The organism is Streptomyces sp. NRRL S-646, assembly GCF_000720765.1.
GTDB lineage: Bacteria > Actinomycetota > Actinomycetes > Streptomycetales > Streptomycetaceae > Streptomyces.
The window spans coordinates 274920-299703 of sequence record NZ_JODC01000015.1; the positions used below are offsets into that span (position 1 = coordinate 274920).

The window sequence follows — 24784 nt, forward strand, 5'->3', positions numbered from 1 at the left end:
TGATCACTGCTCCTGGTGGGAGAGGGCGCGGACGGTGCGGGACGGGCTGGGTCGGCCCAGTTGTTCGGCCATCCACACGCTGGTGGCGACGAGGCGGCCGAGGTCGACTCCGGTGTCGATGCCGAGGCCCTGAAGCATCCACACGAGGTCTTCGGTGGCGAGATTTCCGGTGGCGGACTTGGCGTACGGGCAGCCGCCCAGCCCGCCGGCGGAGGCGTCGACCGTGGTGACGCCGTGCTGGAGGGCGGCCAGGGTGTTGGCGAGGGCCTGGCCGTAGGTGTCGTGGAAGTGGACGCCCACCTTCTCGACGGGGACGTCGAGTTCGGTCAGCAGGGCGCGTACGTGGCCCGGGGTCGCCACCCCGATGGTGTCACCGAGGCTCAACTCGTCGCAGCCCATGTCGAGCAGCGCCCTGCAGACCCGGACCACCTGCGGGATCGGGACCGCTCCCTCCCAGGGGTCGCCGAAACACATGGAGAGGTAGCCGCGGACATGGACCTGCTGGGACTTGGCGCGGGCCACCACCGGCTCGAACATGGCCAGCGCCTCGTCCACCGTGCGGTTGAGGTTGGCCTTGGCGAAGGACTCGGTGGCGCTGGCGAACACCGCGACGCGACCGGCGCCGAGCGCCAGCGCGCGATCCAGGCCGCGTTCGTTGGGGACGAGAACCGGGAGGTCCACCGGGAGATCGCTGATCTGCGGGAACAGCTGCTCCGCGTCGGCGAGTTGGGGCACCCACTTCGGATGCACGAAGCTCGTCGCCTCGATCGTCGTGAGCCCCGCCTCGGCCAGGCGGCGGACGAACTCCGCCTTCACCTCCGTCGGCACCGTCGACTTCTCGTTCTGCAGGCCGTCACGGGCGCCGACCTCGTGGATGCGGACGCGGGCCGGCAGACCGGGGGCCGGTACGGCCATGGGCAGCGTCATTTCTCCTCCTCCGCCGAGTTCTCGACCGGCGTGATGACGGCGAGCACCTGGTCCATGGCGACCGTCGTGCCCGGCGTGACGTCCAGTTCGGCGACGGTGCCGGCGTGCGGGGCGGAGATGACGTGCTCCATCTTCATCGCCTCGACGACCAGCAGGCTCTGGCCGGCGCTCACCTCGTCACCGACGGCGACCTTCACCACCGTGACCGTGCCGGGCATCGGTGCGGTGAGCGAGTCGGCGCCCGCGTGCCGCGCGCCCGTGAGGGACGCGGCGACCGGGTCGTGGTCGCGCACGTGCCAGGCGTCGCCGTCGCGGCCGATCCAGTCGGCGGCGCGGTGGAAGGTGTGGCGGACGCCGTCGAGGGTGACGGAGACGGTGTCGTCGGTGAGGGTGTGGCTGCCGCGCGGCACGTACTCCACGGGGTCCTGCACCCGGAGGTGGAAGCCGACGGGCTTCGGCACCCCGCCCAGCCGCCAGCCGCTCGGCACGGAGAACGGGTCGGTCCAGCCTTCTCCGCGAGGCTCCAGGGCCTCCAGCCGCACGGCTGCCGCCGCCTCGTACACCTCCTCCGGCACGTCCGCGGAGACGAGGCCGTCCACCTCCCGCTCCACCAGCCCGGTGTCCAACTCGCCCGCGACGACGGCCGGATGGGCCAGCAGCCGCCGCAGGAACCCGGCGTTGGTCTGCACGCCCAGCGTCACCGTCTCCGCAAGGGCGGCCCGCAGCTTCCGGATCGCCGTCTCCCGGTCCGGCCCGTACGCGATCACCTTCGACAGCATCGGGTCGTACAGCGAACCGACCTCCGTGCCCTCGCTGAGCCCGGAGTCCGTGCGCACGCCCTCGCCCCGGGGCTCGTGGAGCCGCAGCACCGTGCCGCCGGAGGGGAGGAACCCACGCGCCGGGTCCTCCGCGCACACCCGCGCCTCGATCGCGTGCCCGGTCAGCGTGATGTCGCCCTGCTTGTACGGCAGTTGCTCACCGGCCGCCACTCGCAGCTGCCACTCCACCAGGTCGAGGCCTGTGATCAGCTCGGTGACCGGGTGCTCCACCTGGAGCCGGGTGTTCATCTCCATGAAGTAGTACGAGGACGGGTCGCCGCCCGGCACGATGAACTCCACCGTGCCCGCGCCCCGGTACCCGCACGAGCGGGCCGCCTGGACCGCCGCCTCGCCCATCGCGGCCCGGGTCTCCTCGTCGAGGAGCACGCTGGGCGCCTCCTCGATGATCTTCTGGTGCCGGCGCTGCAGCGAGCACTCGCGCTCACCCAGGTGCACCACGTTCCCGTGGCCGTCCGCCAGCACCTGGATCTCGATGTGCCGGGGCCGGTCCACCCACCGCTCCACGAGGAGCGTGTCGTCGCCGAAGGAGGCGCGGGCCTCGCGGCGGGCGGCGGCGATCTCGTCCGCCAGCCTCTCCGCCTCCCGCACCAGCCGCATGCCCTTGCCGCCGCCGCCGGCCGACGGCTTCAGCAGCACCGGCATGCCGATCTCCCGGGCGGCGTCGGCGAGTTGGGTGTCGGAGAGCCCGCTGCCGCTGGACCCGGGGACGACCGGCACCCCGGCCGCCTTCACCGTCTCCTTGGCGCGGATCTTGTCGCCCATGAGGGAGATGGCCTCCGCGGGCGGCCCGATGAAGACGAGCCCCGCGTCTGCGCACGCGCGCGCGAAGCCGGCGTTCTCCGCGAGGAAGCCGTATCCGGGGTGGACGGCCTGGGCGCCGGTGCGGGCGGCGGCCTCCAGCAGCCGCTCCACCGACAGATAGCTCTCGGCTGCGGGCGCCGGACCGATCCGTACCGCCGTGTCTGCCTCCCGGACGTGCCGTGCGTCGGCGTCGGCGTCGGAGAAGACGGCCACCGAGCGCACGCCCAGCGAGCGGAGCGTACGGATCACGCGGACGGCGATCTCGCCCCGGTTGGCCACGAGCACTGTGTCGAACATGGGTCCCCTCCTCACATCCGGAAGACGCCGAACTGGGGCTCACCCAGCGGCGCGTTGGCACAGGCGGTCAGCGCGAGTCCCAGCACCTGGCGGGTCTCCAGCGGGTCGATCACGCCGTCGTCCCAGAGGCGGGCGGTGGCGTAGTAGGCGTTGCCCTGGCGCTCGTACTGCTGCCGGATCGGCGCCTTGAAGGTCTCCTCGTCCTCCGTGGGCCACTCCTCGCCCCGCGCCTCCAGCTGGTCACGCTTGACGGTCGCGAGGACGGAGGCGGCCTGCTCGCCGCCCATGACGGAGATCTTGGCGCCGGGCCACATCCACAGGAAGCGGGGCGAGTAGGCCCGCCCGCACATCGAGTAGTTGCCCGCGCCGTACGAGCCGCCGACCACGACCGTCAGCTTCGGCACGCGGGTGCAGGCCACGGCCGTCACCATCTTCGCGCCGTGCTTCGCGATGCCGCCCGCCTCGTAGTCCCTGCCGACCATGAAGCCCGAGATGTTCTGCAGGAACACCAGCGGAATGCCGCGCTGGTCGCAGAGCTCGATGAAATGGGCGCCCTTCTGGGCGGACTCGGAGAACAGGATGCCGTTGTTGGCGACGATCCCGACCGGGTGGCCGTGGATCCGGGCGAACCCGGTGACCAGGGTCTGCCCGAACTCCGCCTTGAACTCCGCGAAACGGGAGCCGTCCACCACGCGCGCGATGATCTCGCGGACGTCGTACGGGGTGCGGGGATCGACCGGCACCGCGCCGTAGAGGCCGTACGGATCCACCTTGGGCTCTGCGACCGTCGCGACCTCCCAGGGCAGTGCCCCGCGCGCGGGGAGCGTGGCGGCGATGTTCCGCACGATCCTGAGCGCGTGCGCGTCGTCCTCGGCCAGGTGGTCCGTCACGCCGGAGACCCGGGAGTGCACCTCGCCGCCGCCCAGCTCCTCGGCGGTCACCACTTCACCGGTGGCGGCCTTCACCAGGGGCGGCCCGCCAAGGAAGATCGTGCCCTGGTTGCGGACGATGACCGCCTCGTCGCTCATCGCCGGGACATACGCCCCGCCGGCCGTGCACGACCCGAGGACCGCGGCGATCTGCGGGATCCCCGCTCCGGACATCCGCGCCTGGTTGTAGAAGATCCGCCCGAAGTGCTCCCGGTCCGGGAAGACCTCGTCCTGCATGGGCAGGAAGGCGCCCCCGGAGTCGACCAGGTAGATGCACGGCAGGTGGTTCTCCAGGGCCACCTCCTGGGCGCGCAGGTGCTTCTTCACGGTCATCGGGTAGTACGTGCCGCCCTTGACGGTGGCGTCGTTGGCGACGACCACGCACTCGCGCCCACTGACCCGCCCGATGCCCGCGACGACCCCGGCGGCCGGGGCGGCCCCCTCGTACATCCCGTCGGCGGCCAGCGGTGCCAGCTCCAGGAACGGTGAGCCCGGGTCGAGCAGCGTGTCCACCCGGTCCCTCGGCAGCAGCTTCCCGCGCGCGGTGTGCCTGGCCCGCGCCTTCTCGCCGCCGCCGAGCCGGGCCGCGGCCAGCTTGCCGCGCAGCTCCTCGACGAGCGCGCGGTGCGCCGCCTCGTTGGCCCGCCAGGCCTCCGACGCGGGGTCTGCCGCGCTCGTCAGCTCCGGTGCCTCGTGCATCCTGCGGTCCCCTCACCCAGTGGTCGACTGTTAATGAGCGTTAACCATTTCCTTCAGGTTAACGACCGCTAACCTCCCTGTCTAGAATTGCTTCCATGGCCACCAGAACCGACGCCCCCACCCGCCGCGAGCAGATCCTCAAGGAGGCCGCGCGGCTCTTCGCCGAGCGCGGTTTCCACGGGGTCGGAGTCGACGAGATAGGTGCCGCCGTCGGCATCAGCGGCCCCGGTCTCTACCGCCACTTCGCGGGCAAGGACGCGATGCTCGCCGAGCTGCTGGTGGGGATCAGCGGCCAGCTGCTGACCGGTGCCAAGCGGCGCCTGGCGGAGGCGGACGGTGGTCCTGCGGACGCGGTCCTCGACTCGCTCATCGAGGGGCACATCGACTTCGCGCTCGACGACCGCCCCCTGATCACCCTGCACGACCGCGAGCTGGACCGCCTCCGGGACAGCGACCGCAAGCTGGTGCGGCAGTTGCAGCGGCAGTACGTCGAGTTGTGGGTGGAGGTGCTGAGGGAGGTCTATCCGGGTATCGCGGAACCCGCCGCCCGCTCCGCCGTGCACTCGGTCTTCGGCCTCCTGAACTCGACCCCGCACCTGGGCCGCCCCGGCTCGCTCCCGGGCCGCGGGGCGACGGCGGAGCTGCTGCACCGGATGGCGCGGGGGGCCTTCGCGGCGGCCGCGGCGGAGTGACGAGCGTTACGGCTGGAGGCCTCTGGACGTCATTCGTACTCGCCGGTACGGTTGTTTCTGAGCAAGCGCTTAGCCACTGTGGGCCGCAACCATCAATTGAGGAACCCAGGCGGCGAGCAACCACGTACGCGAGAGCGGCGCCGGTTTAGGCGCAGAGAGGGGCCGGCGGTGCGCCGTACGGTGTTCAACGAGGACCACGAGGCGTTCCGGGAGACCCTCCGGGCCTTCATCGAGGCCGAGGTCGTTCCTGTCTACGACGAGTGGTTCGCCGCGGGCCAGGCGCCGCGCGACTTCTACTACAAGCTCGCCGAGCTCGGCATCTTCGGCATCCGCGTGGACGAGGAGTACGGCGGCGCCGGCATCGACTCGTACAAGTTCGAGGCCGTGATGTACGAGGAGACCGCGCGCGCGGGCGTGCAGTTCGGCGGCTCCGGCGTGCACGTGCTGCTCGGCCTGCCGTACATCAAGATGCTCGCCAGCGACGAGCAGAAGAAGCGCTTCCTGCCGAAGTTCGTCTCCGGTGAGGAGATGTGGGCCCTGGCGATGACCGAGCCGGGCACCGGCTCCGACCTCGCGGGCATGAAGACCACCGCCAAGCTGAGCGAGGACGGCACGCACTACGTCCTCAACGGCTCCAAGACCTTCATCACCGGCGGCGTGCACGCCGACCGTGTGATCGTCTGCGCCCGCACCTCCGCGCCCACCGCCGAGGACCGCCGCTTCGGCATCTCCCTGTTCGCCGTGGACACCAAGTCCGAGGGCTACTCCATCGGCCGCAAGCTCGACAAGCTCGGCCTGAAGACCTCCGACACCGCCGAGCTGGCGTTCGTCGACGTGAAGGTTCCGGTCGAGGACCTGCTCGGCGAGGAGAACAAGGGCTTCTACTACCTGGGCCACAACCTCGCCTCCGAGCGCTGGGGCATCGCCTTCGGTGCCTACGCGCAGGCCAAGGCCGCCGTGCGGTTCGCCAAGGAGTACGTCCAGGAGCGCACCGTCTTCGGCAAGCCCGTCGCGTCCTTCCAGAACACCAAGTTCGAGCTGGCGGCCTGCCAGGCCGAGGTGGACGCCGCGGAAGCGGTCGCCGACCGCGCGCTCGAAGCCCTCGACGCCGGTGAGCTGACGCCCGCCGAGGCCGCCTCCGCCAAGCTGTTCTGCACCGAGGTCGCGCACCGCGTCATCGACCGCTGCCTCCAGCTGCACGGCGGCTACGGCTTCATGAACGAGTACCCGATCGCTCGCCTGTACGCGGACAACCGCGTCAACCGCATCTACGGCGGCACCAGCGAGATCATGAAGACGATCATCGCCAAGGACATGGGCCTGTAAGGCCCAGGAAACCCCAAGAAATCACTGGCGGGTACAACTGTCTGCCATGAGCCAGGCACTACAGGGCCTCCTCGATCTGCTCGACCTCGAGCAGATCGAGGAGGACATCTTCCGCGGCCAGTCCCGGTCCGCCGTCGTTCCCCGCGTCTTCGGCGGACAGGTCGCGGCCCAGGCGCTGGTCGCCGCCGGTCGCACGGTCCCCGCGGACCGGCACGCCCACTCGCTGCACGCGTACTTCCTGCGCCCCGGCGACCCCGGCGCACCGATCGTCTACCAGGTCGACCGCATCCGGGACGGCCGCTCCTTCACCACCCGCCGGGTGGTCGCCGTCCAGCACGGCAAGCCGATCTTCCATCTGTCGGCCTCCTTCCAGACGGACGAGGACGGCCTCGACCACCAGACGCCGATGCCCGCGGCGCCCGACCCGGCCACGCTGCCCACCTCCCACGAGCGGCTGCGCGGCTACGGCCACCTCGACCCCGCGGTGGTGGAGAAGTTCCTGGAGGCGCGCGAGGCCGTCGACCTGCGCTACGTCGAGGAGCCGCCGTACGGGAAGTTCGGCGAGCCGCGGGAGCCGCACTCCCAGGTGTGGTTCCGCACCAACGGCAAGCTCGACGACGACCCCCTGCTGCATGTCGTCCTCGCCACCTACGTCTCGGACATGACCCTGCTCGACTCGGTGCTGCTCGCGCACGGCCGGGGCGGCTGGGCCGTCGGCGACGTGGTCGGAGCCTCGCTCGACCACGCCATGTGGTTCCACCGGCCCTTCCGCGCCGACGAATGGCTGCTCTACGACCAGGAGTCGCCGACGAGCCACGGCGGCCGCGGACTCGGCCAGGCCCGTATCTACACCCAGGACGGGCAGCTGGCCATCTCGGTGATCCAGGAAGGGCTGGTCCGGGTCCCACGCGAACTCGGTTGATACGGTCCCGCCGCCGCGCCGGGATGGGCCCATGAGTGAATCGTGGAACTGGCGGGGCGGGCGGATCCGGGGCGCATTCCTCGAGGCGGCGGACACCGTCTCCGAGCTGCTCGCCGAGCCCGCCGTGGCGGCGGCCTGGAACGAACCCAGCGTGCTCGAGGACTTCGGCGTGCGCGGCCTCGCCGGGCACACGGCTCTGCGCGCGCGTGCGTGAGGCGCTGGAACGGCTGCGGGCCGAGGTTGACTTCCCCAAGAAGCGGGTGGGCCCAGGTTCGCACCTGGGCCCGGGAACTCGCCGGTGTGGCGTCTGCACCGGTATGCCGCTCAAGGCATTGCGGTGATCTTGCCTTCGCCCGGTCGGAAGATGATCATTGGGCGGGTCACTGCAGGCCCGCCTCCGCCAGCAGGTACGCCGTCATCGGGTCGTAGTGGCGTGGGCTCGGCACATGGTCGTCGAGCGGGACCGTCACCTGTACGGTGCCCTCGGCCTCGGCGAGGAAGAGCGCCGGGTCGTTGCAGTCGGCGTAGCCGACGGAGTCGACGCCGTGCTGGCCGGCGTAGCCCGCCCAGCCGTGGTCGGCCACGACCAGGTCGGGCAGCGGGCGGCCCTCCTCCTCGAGTGCCGTGAGGATCGCCTTCATCGGCTCGCCGGAGTGCGTGTGCCACAGGGTGGCGCCGTGCTCCAGGACCGCCACGTCCGCGAGCTGCCAGACGTACCCCTCGTCGGTCTGCAAGCCCTCCGGGATCACCACGATCTCGCAGCCGGCTGAGCGCAGCGCGGCCGCCGTGGCGCGGTGCACGTCGAGCAGGCCGCCCGGGTGGCCGGTCGCGAACAGCACCCGCTGCTGCCCATCGGCCGCCTTGCGCAGCCGGGCCGCCATCCGCTCCAGACCGCCCACCGTCAGCTCGGGATCGATGGTGTCCTGGCCGTACCGGTACTCGGGGTCGTCGTTCACCCCCACCCGCTCCGCCATCACCGCGAGCACGTCCTGCTCGTCGGTCCACCGGTCGCCGAGTTCCAGGCCGAGCCAGAAGTTGCGGACGCCGTTCGCGAGCTGGCGGTAGTGGGAGAGGTTGTTCTCGCGCGGGGTGGCGACGTCGCCCGCGATGCGGGTCTTCACGAGGTGCTCGACGAGCTCGGCGCGGCTGGGTGTCCCGGGTATCGGCATGAAACCCATTGTGAGGCAGGCGACTGTCCGATTCCCTGGCGTCCGGCGCGCTGGGACGCGAGTCACGTACTCAGCGACATGGGCCTGCGTACCTATTGCTGCCGTACCTGTTCCCCTCGTATCTACTCCTGCCGCAGCGCGAACCACAGCTCCATGCGTACGTCCGGGTCGTCCAGGTCCGTGTCGAGGAGCGCGGCGCAGCGGGCGATGCGCTGGCGGACCGTGTTGCGGTGGACGGACAGGGCGACGGCCGTACGGTCCCAACTGCCGTGCAGGGACAGCCAGGTGCGCAGGGTCTCGGCCAGCGCGGGGGTGCCCGCGACCGGGGCGAGGAGCGTACGGGCATGGGCCGCGGCCTCGTCGGACGGCACCAGGTCGGCGAGGCCCGCCCGGTCGCCGTGCCGGACCAGCGCCGCGCGGGTGGCACGGGCGCGGGCCAGCGCGCGGGCGGCCTGCGTGTCGGCGGACGGCCACCCGGACGGGGACGAGGCGGCGCTGACGCCCAGCGTCCAGCCCGGCTGTGCGGCCGGTTCGCGGTCGGCCGGCACCAGGACCCGTACGACGTCGTCCGCCAGGTCGACCAGCGGCGACCCGAGGGCCGCGCCCAGCGCCGAGGCGGCCACCGGGTCGGGGGCCTGCGCATCCGGCCGGGCGTGCACCACGAGCCACGGCCCGGGCCCGAGGAGGGCGGCCACGTCGGCCGGCGGCGTCCCCAGCAGCAGCCGTACCAGCGCGGACGACCGTGCCGCCCCCGTGCCGCTCTGGTGCTCGCCGGTGAGCAGCGAGAGCAGGACGGCGGCGACGGAGGCGATGGTGTGGTCACCCGGGTCCCGCTGCGGTGCGGCGATCCCCAGCACGAAGCCCTGCCCGGCGCCGAGCGCGTAGGCGGCGAGGTGGGTGCCGGCTGCCGTGTCGGTGGCGGAGGTGGGCGTCCCCGGACCGGAGGGGCGCACGACCGCCGCGAGCCCGGCCAGCGCCTCCCGGACGCCGGGCTCCGCCGGACGCCCCGCGGATGCGATCTCCGCCCCCTCCGGCCCGTACAGCACCGCCCGGCCGCCCACCCGCTGGGCCAGCTGCCGCAGCACCGACGGCACCGGGTCCGGGCGGGAGGCCGCCGCCGCGAGGCTCTGCTGGGCCTCCGTCACACGGCGCAGTTCGGCGAGGCGGGCCTGGGCCATCAGCTGCCAGACGGCGCGGGCGATGCCGGAGAACGTGGTCTGCGGAGGGACCTCGACGAGCGGCAGCTCGTGCGCGTCGCACGCTGCCACCAGCGCGCGCGGCACCGAGTCGTGCACGGGAGCCAGGCCGAAGCCGAGGGCCGCGCCGCCCGCCGCGACGATCCTCGACACGTAGTCGTCGAAGTACGTGCCGGAACCGGCGGCCTCCGGAACATGGACCCCTGCCGTCAGCAGCAGCTCCCCGCCCAGCAGATACGGGTACGGGTCGGCCATCTCCGAGGTGTGCGCCCAGTGGATGACGATGCCCGGGTCGGTGGGCCCCGCGATCTGCCGCAGGGCCAGGTCCTCACGGGCCAGGAGTGCCGAGAGAGGCACGGGTGGCGTGGGTGGCGTGGCGGGAACCGCGGAATCCGGCATGGTGTGCGTTCCCTCCACCCCGTACGGCTCGAATGGATGAAACGTACACTTCGCAGTCGCTTTTCAGCCACCTAGTGTCAGTGCTCATCACCCGCCGGCGAGACCGAGCGAAGGAGGGCCCCGTGGCCATCGACTACACAGTGATCGTCGTCTATCTGGCCGGAATGCTGGCCATGGGCTGGTGGGGCATGCGCCGCGCCAGGTCGAAGAGCGAGTTCCTGGTCGCGGGGCGCCGCCTCGGGCCCGCCATGTACTCCGGCACCATGGCCGCGATCGTCCTCGGCGGCGCATCCACCATCGGCGGCGTGGGGCTGGGCTACCAGTACGGCCTCTCCGGCGCCTGGATGGTCTTCACCATCGGCCTCGGGCTGCTCGCCCTGTCCGTCTTCTTCTCCGCCCGCATCGCGCGCCTGAAGGTCTACACCGTCTCCGAGATGCTGGACCTCAGGTACGGCGGCCGCGCGGGCGTCATCTCGGGCGTCGTCATGTGGGCGTACACCCTCATGCTCGCGGTGACGTCCACCATCGCGTACGCCACGATCTTCGACGTCCTCTTCGACATGAACCGCACGGTCGCGATCATCCTCGGCGGCTCGATCGTCGTCGCGTATTCGACGCTCGGCGGCATGTGGTCGATCACGCTCACCGACATGGTGCAGTTCGTGGTGAAGACGATCGGCGTCCTGCTGCTCCTGCTGCCCATCGCGGTCGTCAAGGCCGGCGGCTTCTCCGAGATGAAGGCCAAGCTGCCCACCGAGTACTTCGACCCGCTGGGCATCGGCGGCGAGACGATCTTCACCTATGTCCTGATCTACACGTTCGGCATGCTCATCGGGCAGGACATCTGGCAGCGCGTCTTCACCGCCCGCAGCGACACGACGGCCAGGTGGGGCGGCACGGTCGCGGGCACCTACTGTCTCGCGTACGCCCTCGCCGGCGCCGTCATCGGTACGGCCGCCAAGGTGCTGTACCCGAAGCTCGGTAGCCCGGACGACGCCTTCGCGACCATCGTCAAGGACGAACTCCCGGTCGGCGTAAGGGGGTTGGTACTGGCCGCCGCGCTCGCCGCCGTGATGTCCACATCCTCCGGCGCGCTGATCGCCTGCGCGACCGTGGCCAACAACGACATCTGGTCGCGGCTGCGAGGGGCCGTACGGGGGTCCGACGGCGAGCACGACGAGGTGAAGGGCAACCGCGCCTTCATCCTGATCATGGGCCTCGCGGTGATCGGCACGGCGATCGCGCTCAACAACGTCGTCGAGGCGCTGACGGTGGCCTACAACCTGCTGGTCGGCGGGCTCCTCGTCCCCATCCTCGGCGGGCTGCTGTGGAAGCGCGGCACCGTGCAGGGCGCCCTCGCCTCGGTGATCGTCGGCGGCCTCGCGGTCATCGGCCTGATGGCCGGCTACGGCATCCTCGCCAACGAGCCGGTGTACTACGGCCTTCTGTCGTCCCTCGTCGCATATGTGGCGGTCTCCCTGGGGACGAAGCCCACGGACGAGGTCGTCCTCGCCACCTGGCGCGAGCGCCTCGCGGGACGGACCTCCGAACTCGCGTCCGAACCGGTCCCGGCTCCCCAGTAGAGTCGTACAAGAAGCAGTACTTATCGCTCCATACGCGATGAAGCGTAGGAAAGAAGGCATTACTCCATGAGCAGCAACGAGACGCCCCGCGGCCCCGTCGACTCCTCCCGCATCCCGCGGTACGCCGGACCCGCGACCTTCGCCCGGCTGCCCCGCCTCGACGAGGTCGGGCGTGCGGACGTCGCGGTCGTGGGCGTGCCGTTCGACTCGGGCGTCTCGTACCGGCCGGGCGCCCGCTTCGGCGGCAACGCGATCCGCGAGGCGTCCCGGCTGCTGCGGCCCTACAACCCGGCGCAGGACGCGTCCCCGTTCGCGCTGGCGCAGGTGGCGGACGGCGGGGACATCGCGGTGAACCCGTTCAACATCAACGAGGCGGTCGAGACGGTCGAGGCCGCGGCGGACGAGCTGCTGGGGACGGGCGCGCGGCTGATGACCCTGGGCGGCGACCACACGATCGCGCTGCCGCTGCTCAGGTCCGTCGCGAAGCAGCACGGCCCGGTCGCCCTGCTCCACTTCGACGCGCACCTCGACACCTGGGACACGTACTTCGGCGCCGAGTACACGCACGGGACGCCGTTCCGGCGGGCGGTGGAGGAGGGCATCCTCGACACCTCGGCGCTGTCGCACGTGGGCATCCGGGGGCCGTTGTACGGCAAGCAGGACCTGGCCGACGACGAGAAGATGGGCTTCGGCATCGTGACGTCGGCCGATGTGATGCGGCGGGGTGTGGACGAGGTGGCCGACCAGCTGCGGCAGCGCATCGGCGACCGCCCCCTCTACATCTCCATCGACATCGACTGCCTGGACCCGGCGCACGCGCCCGGCACGGGGACCCCGGAGGCGGGCGGCATGACCTCGCGGGAGCTGCTGGAGATCCTGCGGGGCCTGGCCTCCTGCAACCTGGTCTCGGCGGACGTCGTCGAGGTGGCACCCGCGTACGATCACGCGGAGATCACGTCGGTGGCCGCGTCCCACACGGCGTACGAACTGACCACGATCATGTCCCGCCAGATTGCCGAGGCCCGCGCGAAGTGACCCACGACCACGACCTGGAACTCCGCCCGACCCCGGCGCAGATTTCCGCCGCTCTGAACCCTCCTCCCGGCCGCAACGGCGGAGACCTGGTCGTGGAGACGCTCGCCGGACTCGGCGCGACGACGGTCTTCGGGCTGCCCGGCCAGCACGCGCTGGGCATGTTCGACGCGCTGCGCCGGTCGGCGCTGCGGTATGTGGGCCTGCGGGTGGAGAACAACGCGGGGTTCGCGGCGGACGCGTACGGCCGGCTCACGGGCGAGGCGGCACCGCTGCTCCTCTCGACCGGCCCGGGAGCCCTGACGTCCCTGGCCGCGCTCCAGGAGGCGGCCGCGGCCTCCGCCCCCGTGCTCGCGATCAGCAGCCAGATCCCGACGGCGGGACTGGGCGGCGGCAGGCACGGCTACCTGCACGAACTCCCGGACCAGGCAGCCTCGTTCCGGGGCGTGGTCAAGTCGGTCCACACGGTCCGCACCCAGTCCCAGATTCCGTCCGCGATCGCAGCGGCCTGGAAGTCGGCCCTGACCGCCCCGCACGGCCCGGTGTGGGTGGAGATCCCGCAGGACGTACTGCTGGCGCAGACCTCGCTGCCGGTGGTCACGGGAGTGGACGCGACGCCGGAGGACGTGGTGCCGCGCCCCGAACTGACGGCGGTGGCCGCCGACCTGCTGTCGCGCGCCGCCCGTCCGGCGATCATCGCGGGCGGGGGAGTGGTACGGGCCGACGCCTCGGGCAAACTGCGGCAGCTGGCGGAGGCGTTGCAGGCTCCGGTCGTGACGACGCCGGGCGGCAAGGGAGCCTTCCCCTGGAAGCACCCGCTGTCCCTCCAGTCCTGGATCGAGGACCGGCACACGACGGACTTCCTGGAGGACGCGGACGTCCTGCTGGTGGTCGGCTCGGGCCTGGGCGAACTCTCCTCCAACTACCACACGTTCAAGCCCCGCGGCCGGGTCGTCCAGATCGAGGCGGACCTCGGCAAGCTGGAGTCCAACCACCCGGCGCTGGGGATCCACGCGGATGCGCGACTGGCGTTGCAGGCGCTGCTGGAGACGGTGTCGGAGCGCACGGATCCTTCGGTACCGGAGCGGGTCAGGACGGTCCTGTCGAAGGTCGCCGAACGCATCGAGTCCCAGGAACTGACCCTGGAACAGGACGTGTTGACCTCCGTCCGCCGGGCCCTGCCCGCAGACTCCCCGTCCTTCTGGGACATGACGATCCTGGCGTACTGGGCCTGGTCGGCCTTCGACGCCAACGGCCCCAACCTCCTGCACTCCGCCCAGGGCGCCGGCGGCCTCGGCTACGGCTTCCCGGCAGCGCTCGGCGCCGCGGCGGCCGACCCGACCCGCCCGGTCCTCGCCGTCTCGGGCGACGGCGGAGCCCTGTACTCCATCGCGGAGCTGGCGACGGCCCGCCAGTACGACCTGAACGTCACCTGGCTGATCGTCGACGACGGCGGCTACGGCATCCTGCGCGAATACATGACGGACGCCTTCGGCGAGGCGACGGCGACGGAGCTGTCGCGGCCGGACTATGTGGCGCTGGCGGAGTCGTTCGGCGTCCCGGGAGTCCGTACGACTCCCGAGACGCTCGAGACCGACCTGGCGAAGGCACTGTCGCAGCGGGGGCCCTCAGTGGTCGTACTCCCGGCGGTGCTGCGGATGTTCGCGGCAACGCATCTGGACGGCTGATCGGCTACCAGATCGCGTCCACCCACTCCGGGTGGTCGATGAACGGGTTGCGGTTGTGCTGGTAGGTGTCGTAGATGACCTGGTTGCGCTTCTCCTCGAAGGCGCTCGGCGGGTCCTCGTCGTTCCACTGCTTGAGGACCGAGAGCTTGCCGATGTACGGGTTGCTGCCGTTGTTGACCTTCTCGTCGGGCTCCAGGTCGGGGAAGCCGTCGCCGCCGTCGTAGCGGACCGCCATGTAGAGGATCATGCGGGCCACGTCGCCCTTGTCGGCGTCGCGCGGCTCGAAGGAGTCGGAGTCGACCTTGCTGCCGCCACCGTTGGTGACCGTGCTGCCGCCGTTGTCGAAGTCCAGGTTGCCGCGGATGCTGTTGACCGTCACGTCCGCGGGGCGCAGGTGGTGCAGGTCCGTGCCGGGGCCGGTCGCGGTGCCGAAGTCGCCGTGGGACTTGGCCCACACGTGCTCGCGGTTCCAGTCGCCCGTGTCGCCGCCGTTGAGGGACTTGGCGCGGGAGACACCGCTGTAGAGCAGGATGACGTTGTTGCTGTTGTTCGGGTCCTGGTCCGTGACCTTGAGCGCGTTCCAGACCGCGTCGTACGAGATCTTCGTCTGGCTGCTGATGATGGTGTGCAGGGACGACTTCAGGCTCGCCCCCGTCTTGCCGATCGCGTTCTTGTAGTACGTCGAGTCGTAGTCGGTGGTCGTGGCGCCGGCCGGAGTCGCGGTCAGGGCCGGGGCGGTGAGGCCGACCAGGACGGCCGCGGTGGCCCAGGCCACCGACTTCCAGCGGCGAGTGCGTGTCGCCAGCATGTGGGGGTCCCATCTACGCGGGTTGAATGGAGGCGGCAGATGGGAGCGTGGCATGGACATGCTGTCAGGTAAAGAGAGTAAAGGTGTCGATCGGGTTACCGGTAACGGCAAATCGGCCTGTCTCTACGCGAGTTGATGCAGCGGAACGGCCCCCGAGCGGTGATCGGGGGCCGTTCCGTGTGTGCCGGTGCCGGTGCCGGTGCCGGCCGGTCGGCCGTCGGTCAGCTGACGTCCGACGGGTCCAGGCGGTAGAGCGACGACGAGCTCGACCGGGACGTGGAGGACGAGGAGGACGAGGAGTTCGTGTTCGGGGTCGCGTTCGACGTCGAACTCTTGCTGTACGCGCTCTCCTTGACCGCCGTGCCGTGCTGCTTCACCCAGTTCGACACCTCGGTGCTGAGGTTGTTGCCGCCGCCGGGGCCGCCGCCCATGCCCCCGCTGCCGATCTGGATGTAGTGCAGCTCGCCCTTCTTCACCAGCTCCTTGAGCTTGGCGACCGTCATCGCGTTGTCGGACCCGGTGAAGCCCCACATGGAGATGACCGGTTCCTTGGCGCTGAGCTCGATCTGGGCGGCGCTCTGCGAGTTGGACACCGCGAGCAGCCACTTGGCGCCGTCCTGGTGCTTCTTCAGGTACGAGATGAGCTCGCTGTCCGCGCCGCCCATACCGCGGGGGCCGCCGCCCATGCCACCGCGGCCGAAGCCGCCGCGCGTTCCGGCCGTACCGCCGCCGGTGTCGCCCGTCCCGCGGGGTGCCTGGCCGCTGCCCTGCTGGGGCAGTTCGCCGTTGCCGCCGCCCGGCGTCATCTGACCGCCGCCCGGCAGTTCACCGTTCTGGCCCTGCTGCCCGCCGGGCATGCCGCCCCCGGCCTGGCTGTTCCGGGCGCCCTGTCGGGTGCCGCCCGGCATCTCGCCGCCGCCCGGGAAGCCGCCCCGGTTGCCGCCGCCACCGCCGGGTCCGCCCATGCCGCCGCCCGTCGAGGGGCCGGCCGTCGGGTTGGTGCCGCCCATGCCGCCGCCGGTGCTGCCGAACGGCTCCGAGGCGGCGTACGCCGTCGGACCCGCCAGCGCCGCGACCGCCGCTGCCGCGACCGAAGCCGTCAGCAGCCGGGCCCGGTTGCCGGAGCGGAAGACCAGCATGCCCACGATGCCGGCGACCGTCAGGACGCCGACCGTCGGCCACAGCCAGGTGTTCCAGCCGGAGGCTCGGCGAAGGAGGACGATCGCCCAGATGCCGGTGATGCCGAAGGCGGCCGGCAGGACCCACGCCCAGCGCTTGTCGGCGAGGAACGCGTCCAGCAGCATCACGCCACCGCCGCCGCACAGCACCGCGATGCCCGGGGCGAGCGCGGTCGTGTAGTAGGGGTGCATGGTGCCCTGGGCGGTCGCGAAGATGACGTAGTGGAGGACGGTCCAGCCACCCCACAGGACCAGTGCCATCCGGCGGAGGTCCGTGCGCGGGGCCCGGCCGCACAGCACCAGGCCGCCGATCAGGGCGATCGCGGAGAAGGGCAGCAGCCAGGAGATCTGGCCGCCGAGGATGTCGTTGAACATCCGGCCCAGGCCGGCGGAGCCGGAGAAGCCGCCGCCTCCGCCACCGCCGCCTCCGCCACCGCCGCCTCCGCCACCGCCGCCTCCGCCACCGCCGCCTCCGCCGTTGCCCTCGCCGCCGAGGACACGGCCGAGGCCGTCGTAGCCCATGATCAGGTCCCAGGCGGAGCCGTCCGTGGAGCCGCCGATGTAGGGCCGGTCGGAGGCCGGGACCAGCGAGACGGCGACGGCCCACCAGAAGCTGGAGACGGCCAGCACGGCCGCGGCAAGGAGCAGGTTGACGATGCGCCGCGCCCAGGGAGCCTTCGACGCGTAGAGGTAGAGCGCGAAGACGGCCGGGAGGGCGATCCAGCCCGCGAGCAGCTTGGTGTTGAAGGCGAGGCCGAAGCAGGCTGCCGAGCCGAGCAGCGGCAGCAGCTTCTCGTCACGGGTGGCGCGGAACGCGAGCGCCGCGCCCGCCACCATGAGGAACACCAGGAGTGTGTCGGGGTTGTTGTCGCGGTTGATCGCGACGGTGATCGGGGTGAGCGCCAGCACCAGCGCGGCGACGGCTGCCGCGCCGTGGCCCCACACCCGCTTCACACTGGAGTGCAGGATCCAGATCGTGGCGAGGGCCACCACGATCATCGGCGCCATCATCTGCCAGGTGCCGAAGCCGAAGACGCGGCACGACAGGCCCATGACCATGAGCGCGAACGGCGGTTTGTCGACGGTCAGGAAGTTGCCCGGGTCCAGCGAGCCGAAGAACCACGCCTTCCAGCTCTGCGTGCCGGCCCAGACGGCACCGCTGTAGAAGGTGTTCATGCTGGAGCCGGAGAGATTCCAGGCATACAGGGCAGCCGCCAGGACCAGGATCGCGACCAGCGCGGGCAGCGACCAGCGGGGCGCCTTGTCCGGGGGTGCCGCAGGTGGCGCCGGTGGCGGCCAGTCGGCGGACACGGTCTCGGTGGTGTGGGGGAGTGGATCGGTGGCAGATGTCACGAGCGCATCGTGCAAAGGGGGAGTGAGTGCGCGCTGTGGCGAACCTGGCCAACAGCTGTGAATCAGTTGGGGAACCCGCGGTCCTTGACAGGTTCGGGACCGAGCTCCTCAGCCCGTGTCCGCCAGTACGGAGCGCGGCGCCCGCGTGATCGCGGCGTCATCCGCGCCGAGAGCGCCCGTGCCACTGCGGTAGGTTGACCGCCAATCACCGAACGCGCGTACAACTTCCGGACATTCCTGTGAGTCAAGAGAGGTGAGCGCGCCAGGAGTGCGCCACGAGTGCGCTGTGCGCTCATCGCCATCAAGATGACGGGGGACCTCCATGACTCACCACATATCCAGACGCGCCCGTGTGCTCGGTGCGGGCATCGCGGCCGGCGTACTCATACCGGTCGTGGCGGCCGCCTCGCCCGCCGCGGCCGCCACGACACCGACCGTCAGCTGTACGTCCTCCAAGGCCGCCCTGGCCACCAAACTCCAGAAGGACATCACCGCCGCCCTCGCGAACCGCACGGGCACCGTCTCGGTCGGCCTCTACGACCGTTCCACCAACACGACTTGTTCGCTCAGAGCCACCTCGTCCTACGACTCCGCCAGCGCCGTCAAGGTCACCGTCCTCGCCACGCTGCTGTGGGACGCGAAGAAGCACAACCGCTATCTGACCGACACCGAGACCTCGCTTGCAAAGGCCATGATCACCAAGTCGGACAACGACGCGACCAGCAAGCTCTGGAAGCAGCTCGGCCTGACGAAGATCAAGGGCTTCCTGAGCGCCGCCGGAATGACGAAGACCGTGCCGGGCGCGAACGGCTACTGGGGTCTGACCCAGATCAACGTCACCGACGAGCAGAAGCTGCTCAAGCTGATCACCGCGCAGAACACGGTCCTGAGCGACAACTCCCGTGCGTACATCCTGAAGTTGATGAGCCAGGTCATCTCCTCGCAGCGCTGGGGCACACCGTACGGAGCGCCCTCCGGGGTGTCGGTCCACGTCAAGAACGGCTGGCTGCAGCGCTCCACGCACGGCTGGCGGGTGCACAGCCTCGGCACCTTCAACGGCGGCGGCCACGACTACATGATCACGGTGCTCACCTGGGGCAACAGCACCATGAGCTATGGCATCAACACCATTCAGGGTGTGGCGAAGGTGATCCACAGGGATCTAGGGACGGCCTGACAAATTCCCGCCTGCCGCGCGGCGTCTGGCACGCACGCTCGCCGCGTTGCCGAAACGCCCACGTGGCTCCTCCCCCACGCTCGAACGACCTCGCGCGGGGGGACCCCCATGACGCCGCGCGGCCCGCCCTCCGGGCGGACGACGGGAATTTGTCAGGCCGGCCCTGCCGCGAGTTGACCCCTGCCGGTCTCCCGCCCGTCACCCACCCGCCCTACGGTGACGCCCATGCGCCTGAGAACCGTACTCGCGACAGTCACCGCGGCCCTGGCGGCGGCCACCAGCCTGACCGCCGCCGGGCCCGCCAACGCCCAGAACAGCAATGCCTGTTCGCCCTCCGTCTCCATCGACCGTTTCTCCGACGCGCTCGACAAGACGACGTACCAGGGCACCTTCGTCGGCAACTTCTCCGCGCTCGCCGTGGACCGCGACGGCTCGATCGCCGCGCTGGAGGACCGCTCCTCCCTCTTCAGCCTGGACCGGAAGACCCTCGCGCCGAAGTCCGTCGTCCCGCTCGCCGACGAGAAGGGCGCCGCCCTCGACAGCGAGGGACTGGTCGTCGACGGCGACGGCACCCGCCTGATCACCTCGGAGACCGAGCCGTCCATCCGCCGCTACAGCGCGGACGGCAAGATCCTCGACCGCCTCCCGGTCCCGTCCTCGCTCCTTGTCGCCCCCGCGGGACGCGCCACCTCCAACCAGACCTTCGAGGGTCTGACCCTCCTCCCCGGCGGCCACACCCTCCTGGCCTCGATGGAGAACGCGATCTCCGGCGACTCCACGACCATCGTCCGCTTCCAGACCTGGGAGCGGACGAAGGGCGGGCACTTCCGGCTCGGCGCCCAGTACGCGTACCCGGTCGACTCCGGTCTCGGTGTCCCGGAGGTCCAGGCCACGCCCGACGGCCGCCTGCTCGTCCTGGAGCGCGGCTTCACCTCCGGCGTCGGCAACACGGTCCGCCTCTACCTGGCCGACCCGCGGCACGCGACGGACACCAGCGGCACCGAGAACCTCACGGGCCAGTCCGGCGTACGCCTGATCAGGAAGACCCTGCTCACGGACATGGTGACCTGCCCGTCACTGGGAGCGACGGCCAAGCAGCCCCAGCCCAACCCCCTCCTCGACAACATCGAGGGAATGGCCGTCACCGGGTACTCGAAAGGCCGTCTGAAGGTACTGCTGGTGAGCGACGACAACCAGAACGCGGCGCAGACGACGCGGTTCTACTACTTGCGGGTACGTGTGTGATCGTCTCCTCCGTTTTTGATCCTCCCCTCCGCTTTGTCCCCCGATTTGTTGCGGCGGGATGAAATCGCCGCCCGTACGCGTTGGTGCCTTCCGGTAGATCAGGACTTCTGAGCGACGGAGGGCACCCGCGTGGAACCGCAACGGGGATGGGCACGACGGCTGGCGGGATACGCCTGGCGCTACCCCAAGGACGTTCTCCTCGCCCTCGGCTCGTCGCTCGCCGGTATGGCCGTCCTGGCGCTGGTTCCGCTGGTCACCAAGGTGATCATCGACGACGTCATCGGCGACCACAGCCGCCACATGGCGCCCTGGGCGGGCGCCCTGCTCGGTGCCGCCGTCCTCGTGTACATCGCCACCTACATACGCCGCTACTACGGCGGCCGTCTCGCCCTCGACGTCCAGCACGACCTGCGGACCGAGATGTTCGAGACGATCACCCGGCTCGACGGCCGCCGCCAGGACGAGCTGTCCACCGGCCAGGTCGTCGGTCGCGCCACCAGCGACCTCCAGCTGATCCAGGGCCTGCTGTTCATGCTCCCGATGACCATCGGGAACCTCCTGCTCTTCCTGATCTCCCTCGTGGTCATGGCCTGGCTGTCGCTGCCGCTGACCCTGGTCGCCCTCGCCGTGGCCCCCGCTCTGTGGTGGATCGCCAAGCGCAGCCGCTCCAAGCTGCACCCCGCCACCTGGTACGCCCAGGCCCAGGCCGCCGCCGTCGCCGGTGTGGTCGACGGCGCCGTCAGCGGCGTACGCGTGGTGAAGGGCTTCGGGCAGGAGGAGCAGGAGACCGGGAAGCTCAGGGAGGTCGGGCGGCGGCTGTTCGCGGGGCGCCTGCGCACGATCCGGCTGAACAGCACGTTCACCCCGGCCCTCCAGGCCGTCCCGGCGCTCGGCCAGGTCGCCATGCTGGCGCTGGGCGGCTGGCTGGCCGTCCGTGGACACATCACCCTCGGCACGTTCGTCGCCTTCTCCACCTACCTGGCCCAGCTGGTCGGGCCGGTCCGCATGCTCGCCATGGTCCTCACGGTCGGGCAGCAGGCGCGCGCCGGCACCGAACGCGTCCTGGAGCTGATCGACACCCAGCCGTCCATGACGGACGGGACGAAGGAACTTCCCGCCGACGCACCCGCGACCGTCGAGTTCGACGACGTGTCCTTCGGGTACGACCACGAGCGCCCGGTCCTCGACGGGCTGAGCTTCGAGATCCGACCGGGCGAGACCCTCGCCGTGGTCGGCTCCTCCGGCTCCGGCAAGTCGACCGTGTCCCTGTTGATGCCCCGCTTCTACGACGTCACCCACGGCGCCGTCCTCATCGGCGGCCACGACGTCCGCGAGCTCACCCTCGACTCGCTGCGGGCCGCGATCGGGCTGGTCCCCGAGGACTCCTTCCTCTTCTCGGACACCGTGCGCAGCAACATCGCCTACGGCCGTCCCGACGCCACCGACGAGCAGATCGAGGCCGCCGCGCGCGCCGCCCAGGCGGACCGTTTCATCACCGAGCTCCCGGACGGCTACGACACCAAGGTCGGCGAGCACGGGCTGACCCTCTCCGGCGGCCAGCGCCAGCGCGTCGCCCTGGCCCGCGCGATCCTCACCGACCCGCGCCTGCTCGTCCTCGACGACGCCACCTCCGCCGTCGACGCCCGCGTGGAGCACGAGATCCACGAGGCGCTGAAGCAGGTCATGCAGGGCCGCACGACCCTGCTCATCGCGCACCGCCGCTCCACCCTCAATCTCGCCGACCGCATAGCCGTCCTCGACGCCGGCCGCCTCGCCGACATCGGCACCCACGAGGAACTGCAGGAACGGTCCGCCCTCTACCGCCGTCTGCTCACCGACCCCGACGAGCTCGGCGGCGTCTCGCCCGGCCACACCCCGCCCTCCGTACCGGCCGAGGACACCTCGGTACGGGACGAGCTGGACGCCGAGTTCGACGCCGAGCGCGGTCTGACGCCCCGCCTGTGGACCGGCGACCGCGAGCCCAAGGACACCGCGCTGGCCGGGATGCCCGCCACCCCCGAACTCCTTGCCGAGGTCGACGCGCTGCCCCCGGCGAACGACACCCCGGACATCGACGAGGCACAGGCGGTGCGGCCGGAGGAGTCGTACGGCCTGAAGCGGCTGCTGCGCGGCTTCGGGCTGCCGCTGCTGGTCAGCCTGGCGCTCGTCGCCGTGGACGCGGGCATGAGCCTGCTGCTGCCGATCATGATCCGGCACGGTATCGACCAGGGCGTCTCCAAGCTCGCCCTCGGCGCGGTCTGGTCGGCCTCGCTGCTGGCGCTGCTCGCCGTGGTGGTGCAGTGGGCGGCGCAGCGGGGTGAGACCCGGATGACAGGGTGCACGGGGGAGCGGGTCCTGTACTCGCTCCGTCTGAAGATCTTCGCCCAGCTGCAGCGGCTCGGACTCGACTACTACGAGCGGGAGTTGACCGGCCGGATCATGACGCGGATGACGACCGACGTCGACGCGCTCTCGACCTTCCTGCAGACCGGTCTGGTCACCGCGTTCGTCTCGGTCGTCACCTTCTTCGGCATCATGGTCGCCCTGCTGGTGATCGACCTGCAGCTGGCGCTCGTGGTCTTCGCCACGCTGCCGCCGCTGATCGTCGCGACGTTCTTCTTCCGCCGGGCGAGCGTGAAGGCGTACGAACTGGCCCGTGAGCGGGTGTCGGTGGTGAACGCCGACCTCCAGGAGTCCGTCTCCGGGCTGCGGATCGTGCAGGCCTTCCGGCGCGAGGGGGACGGCGGCCGGCGGTTCGCGGAGCGCAGCGACAGCTATCGCAAGGCCCGTATCCGGGGGCAGTGGCTGATATCGATCTACTTCCCCTTCGTGCAGCTGCTGTCGTCCGTGGCCGCCGCAGCCGTGCTGATAGCGGGTGCGGGACGGGTCGACGACGCCACGCTCACGACCGGCGCCCTGGTGGCGTACCTGCTCTACATCGACCTGTTCTTCGCCCCGGTCCAGCAGCTCTCCCAGGTCTTCGACGGCTACCAGCAGGCCACCGTCTCCCTCGGCCGCATCCAGGAACTCCTCCAGGAGCCGACCTCCACCAAGTCCGCCGACGAACCCCTCGAAGTGCTCTCCCTGCGCGGCGAGGTCGCCTTCGAAGACGTGCACTTCGCGTACGGCGACGACGAAGAGGCGCTCGGCGGCATCGAGTTGAGCATCCCGGCGGGCCAGACGGTGGCCTTCGTCGGAGAGACCGGCGCCGGCAAGTCGACGCTCGTCAAGCTCGTGGCGCGCTTCTACGACCCCACGGGCGGCCGGGTCACGGTCGACGGCCAGGACCTGCGCACCCTCGACATCACCTCCTACCGGCACCGCCTCGGCGTCGTGCCGCAGGAGGCGTACCTGTTCCAGGGCACCGTCCGCGACGCCATCGCCTACGGCCGCCCGGACGCCACCGATGCCGAGGTCGAAGCGGCGGCCCGCTCGGTCGGCGCGCACGAGATGATCGCGACCCTCGACGGCGGCTACCTCCACGAGGTCGCGGAGCGCGGCCGCAACCTCTCGGCCGGCCAGCGCCAGCTGATCGCCCTGGCCCGTGCGGAACTCGTCGACCCCGACGTCCTTCTCCTCGACGAGGCGACGGCCGCCCTCGACCTGGCCACCGAGGCCCAGGTCAACCAGGCCACCGACCGCCTCGCAGGCCGCCGCACCACGCTCGTGGTGGCCCACCGCCTGACCACCGCCGCCCGCGCGGACCGCGTCGTGGTCATGGACCACGGCAGGATCGTCGAGGACGGCACGCACGAGGAGCTGCTCGCGCTGGAGGGCCGGTACGCGGCTCTGTGGCGGACGTTTGTGGGTGCCGACGCGTCGGCCAGTCGTTCGAAGCCTGGGAGGCCCGCCAGGGCCGAGCGGTGCGAGAGCGACCGAGGGAGGTTCAGCTCACGGCAGGATCGTCGAGGACGGCACGCACGAGGAGCTGCTCGCGCTGGAGGGCCGGTACGCGGCTCTGTGGCGGACGTTTGTGGGTGCCGACGCGTCGTGATGGGCCGCTACCGCGGCGTGGCGGTACGCCGCGTTGTGGCGGACGTTCATCGGGGAGGCCGAGCCCGAGGAGCCGGTGGGCGTGTCCTACTGACGGTCGTGCAACCATCGGACATACGTCGTGCGTCCGTACACCCGTACGCTCATCGCCGGGGTACGGGAGGGATGACAGTGGACAATGGTGTGATACGGCGGCGGCTCGGGGCGCTCCTCGCCGTGCTGGCCGCTTCCGGGCTGCTGGCGCTCGCGGCGCCGGGGGAGGCACAGGCCGCCGATGCCTCGTCCTGTTCGGGGCGCAAGATCAGGACGTTCACCTTCTCCACCGGCTCCGTGAGGCTGTACAAGAGCGGCAACTACCTCTGCGCGATCACCGTCCCCAAGAGCAGCGGCGGCAAGCGCCCGATGATGGTCAGCCTGCAGGCCCGCGGCTTCGAGCCCGTCGTCGACAAGGGGCTGTTCGCGCAGCACGCCGGCCCTGTCCGCTCGTACGTCGGACACCGCAAGGTGTGGCTCAAGGGTTCGGTCGGCAGC

Annotated in this window: 16 protein-coding genes and 1 pseudogene; 10 read left to right on the forward strand and 7 right to left on the reverse strand. The window is 70.9% G+C overall.

Annotated features, from left to right (window positions below; genetic code table 11):
- Nucleotides 1–3: 3 nt before the first annotated feature.
- The 3 genes from IH68_RS0136425 to IH68_RS0136435 are packed head-to-tail and all read right to left on the reverse strand — an operon-like array spanning nt 4 to nt 4492.
- Nucleotides 4–927 (reverse strand): hydroxymethylglutaryl-CoA lyase, encoded by a 924-nt coding sequence (locus IH68_RS0136425; RefSeq protein ID WP_030944001.1) that lies wholly within the window; start codon nt 925–927, stop codon nt 4–6.
- Entirely contained in the window at nt 924–2864 is a 1941-nt protein-coding gene (locus IH68_RS0136430) for an acetyl/propionyl/methylcrotonyl-CoA carboxylase subunit alpha (protein ID WP_030944004.1), read from the reverse strand. The genes IH68_RS0136425 and IH68_RS0136430 overlap by 4 nt, the downstream gene beginning before the upstream one ends.
- Nucleotides 2865–2875: 11 nt before the next feature.
- Nucleotides 2876–4492, reverse strand: a complete 1617-nt coding sequence (locus IH68_RS0136435; protein ID WP_030944006.1) for a carboxyl transferase domain-containing protein — start codon at nt 4490–4492, stop codon at nt 2876–2878.
- Nucleotides 4493–4587: 95 nt separating this feature from the next.
- On the opposite strand from IH68_RS0136435, the gene IH68_RS0136440 reads away from it, so the two are divergent.
- The 4 genes from IH68_RS0136440 to IH68_RS0136455 all read left to right on the forward strand — a co-directional run bounded on the left by IH68_RS0136440 (nt 4588) and on the right by IH68_RS0136455 (nt 7646).
- On the forward strand, nt 4588–5184 hold the full coding sequence (locus tag IH68_RS0136440; RefSeq protein WP_030944008.1) for a TetR/AcrR family transcriptional regulator: 597 nt from the start codon (nt 4588–4590) through the stop codon (nt 5182–5184).
- Between the two features lie 168 nt (nt 5185–5352).
- Nucleotides 5353–6510, forward strand: a complete 1158-nt coding sequence (locus tag IH68_RS0136445; protein WP_030944010.1) for an acyl-CoA dehydrogenase family protein — start codon at nt 5353–5355, stop codon at nt 6508–6510.
- A 46-nt stretch (nt 6511–6556) separates the two neighbouring features.
- Nucleotides 6557–7432, forward strand: coding sequence for an acyl-CoA thioesterase II (gene tesB / locus IH68_RS0136450; protein ID WP_030944013.1), 876 nt, complete (start codon nt 6557–6559; stop codon nt 7430–7432).
- 31 nt (nt 7433–7463) lie between these two features.
- Complete coding sequence (locus IH68_RS0136455; RefSeq protein ID WP_030944016.1) at nt 7464–7646, forward strand: hypothetical protein; 183 nt, start codon at nt 7464–7466, stop codon at nt 7644–7646.
- Nucleotides 7647–7812: 166 nt separating this feature from the next.
- Here IH68_RS0136455 and IH68_RS0136460 read toward each other — a convergent pair whose 3' ends face one another.
- Nucleotides 7813–8601: a phosphatase gene (locus tag IH68_RS0136460; RefSeq protein WP_030944018.1), complete on the reverse strand. Its 789-nt coding sequence runs from the start codon at nt 8599–8601 to the stop codon at nt 7813–7815.
- A 122-nt stretch (nt 8602–8723) separates the two neighbouring features.
- The gene (locus IH68_RS0136465; protein WP_030944021.1) at nt 8724–10196 is read right to left on the reverse strand and encodes a PucR family transcriptional regulator; all 1473 of its coding nucleotides are present in this window, start codon (nt 10194–10196) and stop codon (nt 8724–8726) included.
- Nucleotides 10197–10318: 122 nt separating this feature from the next.
- Between IH68_RS0136465 and IH68_RS0136470 the strand changes: the two genes are divergently transcribed.
- The 3 genes from IH68_RS0136470 to IH68_RS0136480 all read left to right on the forward strand — a co-directional run bounded on the left by IH68_RS0136470 (nt 10319) and on the right by IH68_RS0136480 (nt 14499).
- Nucleotides 10319–11779, forward strand: a complete 1461-nt coding sequence (locus IH68_RS0136470; protein ID WP_030944024.1) for a sodium:solute symporter — start codon at nt 10319–10321, stop codon at nt 11777–11779.
- Between the two features lie 66 nt (nt 11780–11845).
- Entirely contained in the window at nt 11846–12814 is a 969-nt protein-coding gene (gene speB / locus IH68_RS0136475; RefSeq protein WP_030944026.1) for an agmatinase, read from the forward strand.
- Nucleotides 12811–14499, forward strand: a complete 1689-nt coding sequence (locus IH68_RS0136480; RefSeq protein ID WP_030944030.1) for a thiamine pyrophosphate-binding protein — start codon at nt 12811–12813, stop codon at nt 14497–14499. Before speB ends, IH68_RS0136480 begins: the two co-directional genes overlap by 4 nt.
- Before the next feature lie 4 nt (nt 14500–14503).
- On the opposite strand, the gene IH68_RS0136485 is transcribed toward IH68_RS0136480, so the two are convergent.
- Nucleotides 14504–15307, reverse strand: a complete 804-nt coding sequence (locus IH68_RS0136485; protein ID WP_030944033.1) for an endonuclease I family protein — start codon at nt 15305–15307, stop codon at nt 14504–14506.
- A 221-nt stretch (nt 15308–15528) separates the two neighbouring features.
- Nucleotides 15529–17838 (reverse strand): ArnT family glycosyltransferase, encoded by a 2310-nt coding sequence (locus IH68_RS0136490; RefSeq protein ID WP_030944035.1) that lies wholly within the window; start codon nt 17836–17838, stop codon nt 15529–15531.
- A gap of 322 nt (nt 17839–18160) precedes the next feature.
- Between IH68_RS0136490 and IH68_RS0136495 the strand changes: the two genes are divergently transcribed.
- The 3 genes and pseudogenes from IH68_RS0136495 to IH68_RS0136505 form a co-directional block, all read left to right on the forward strand.
- Nucleotides 18161–19015 carry a serine hydrolase gene (locus IH68_RS0136495; protein WP_030944038.1) on the forward strand — a complete coding sequence of 285 codons (855 nt, stop codon included), beginning with the start codon at nt 18161–18163 and terminating at the stop codon, nt 19013–19015.
- A 225-nt stretch (nt 19016–19240) separates the two neighbouring features.
- Nucleotides 19241–20260, forward strand: a complete 1020-nt coding sequence (locus IH68_RS0136500; RefSeq protein ID WP_030944040.1) for an esterase-like activity of phytase family protein — start codon at nt 19241–19243, stop codon at nt 20258–20260.
- 129 nt (nt 20261–20389) lie between these two features.
- Nucleotides 20390–24082: pseudogene (locus IH68_RS0136505) on the forward strand (ABC transporter ATP-binding protein); the annotation flags it as partial.
- Nucleotides 24083–24784: the final 702 nt, after the last annotated feature.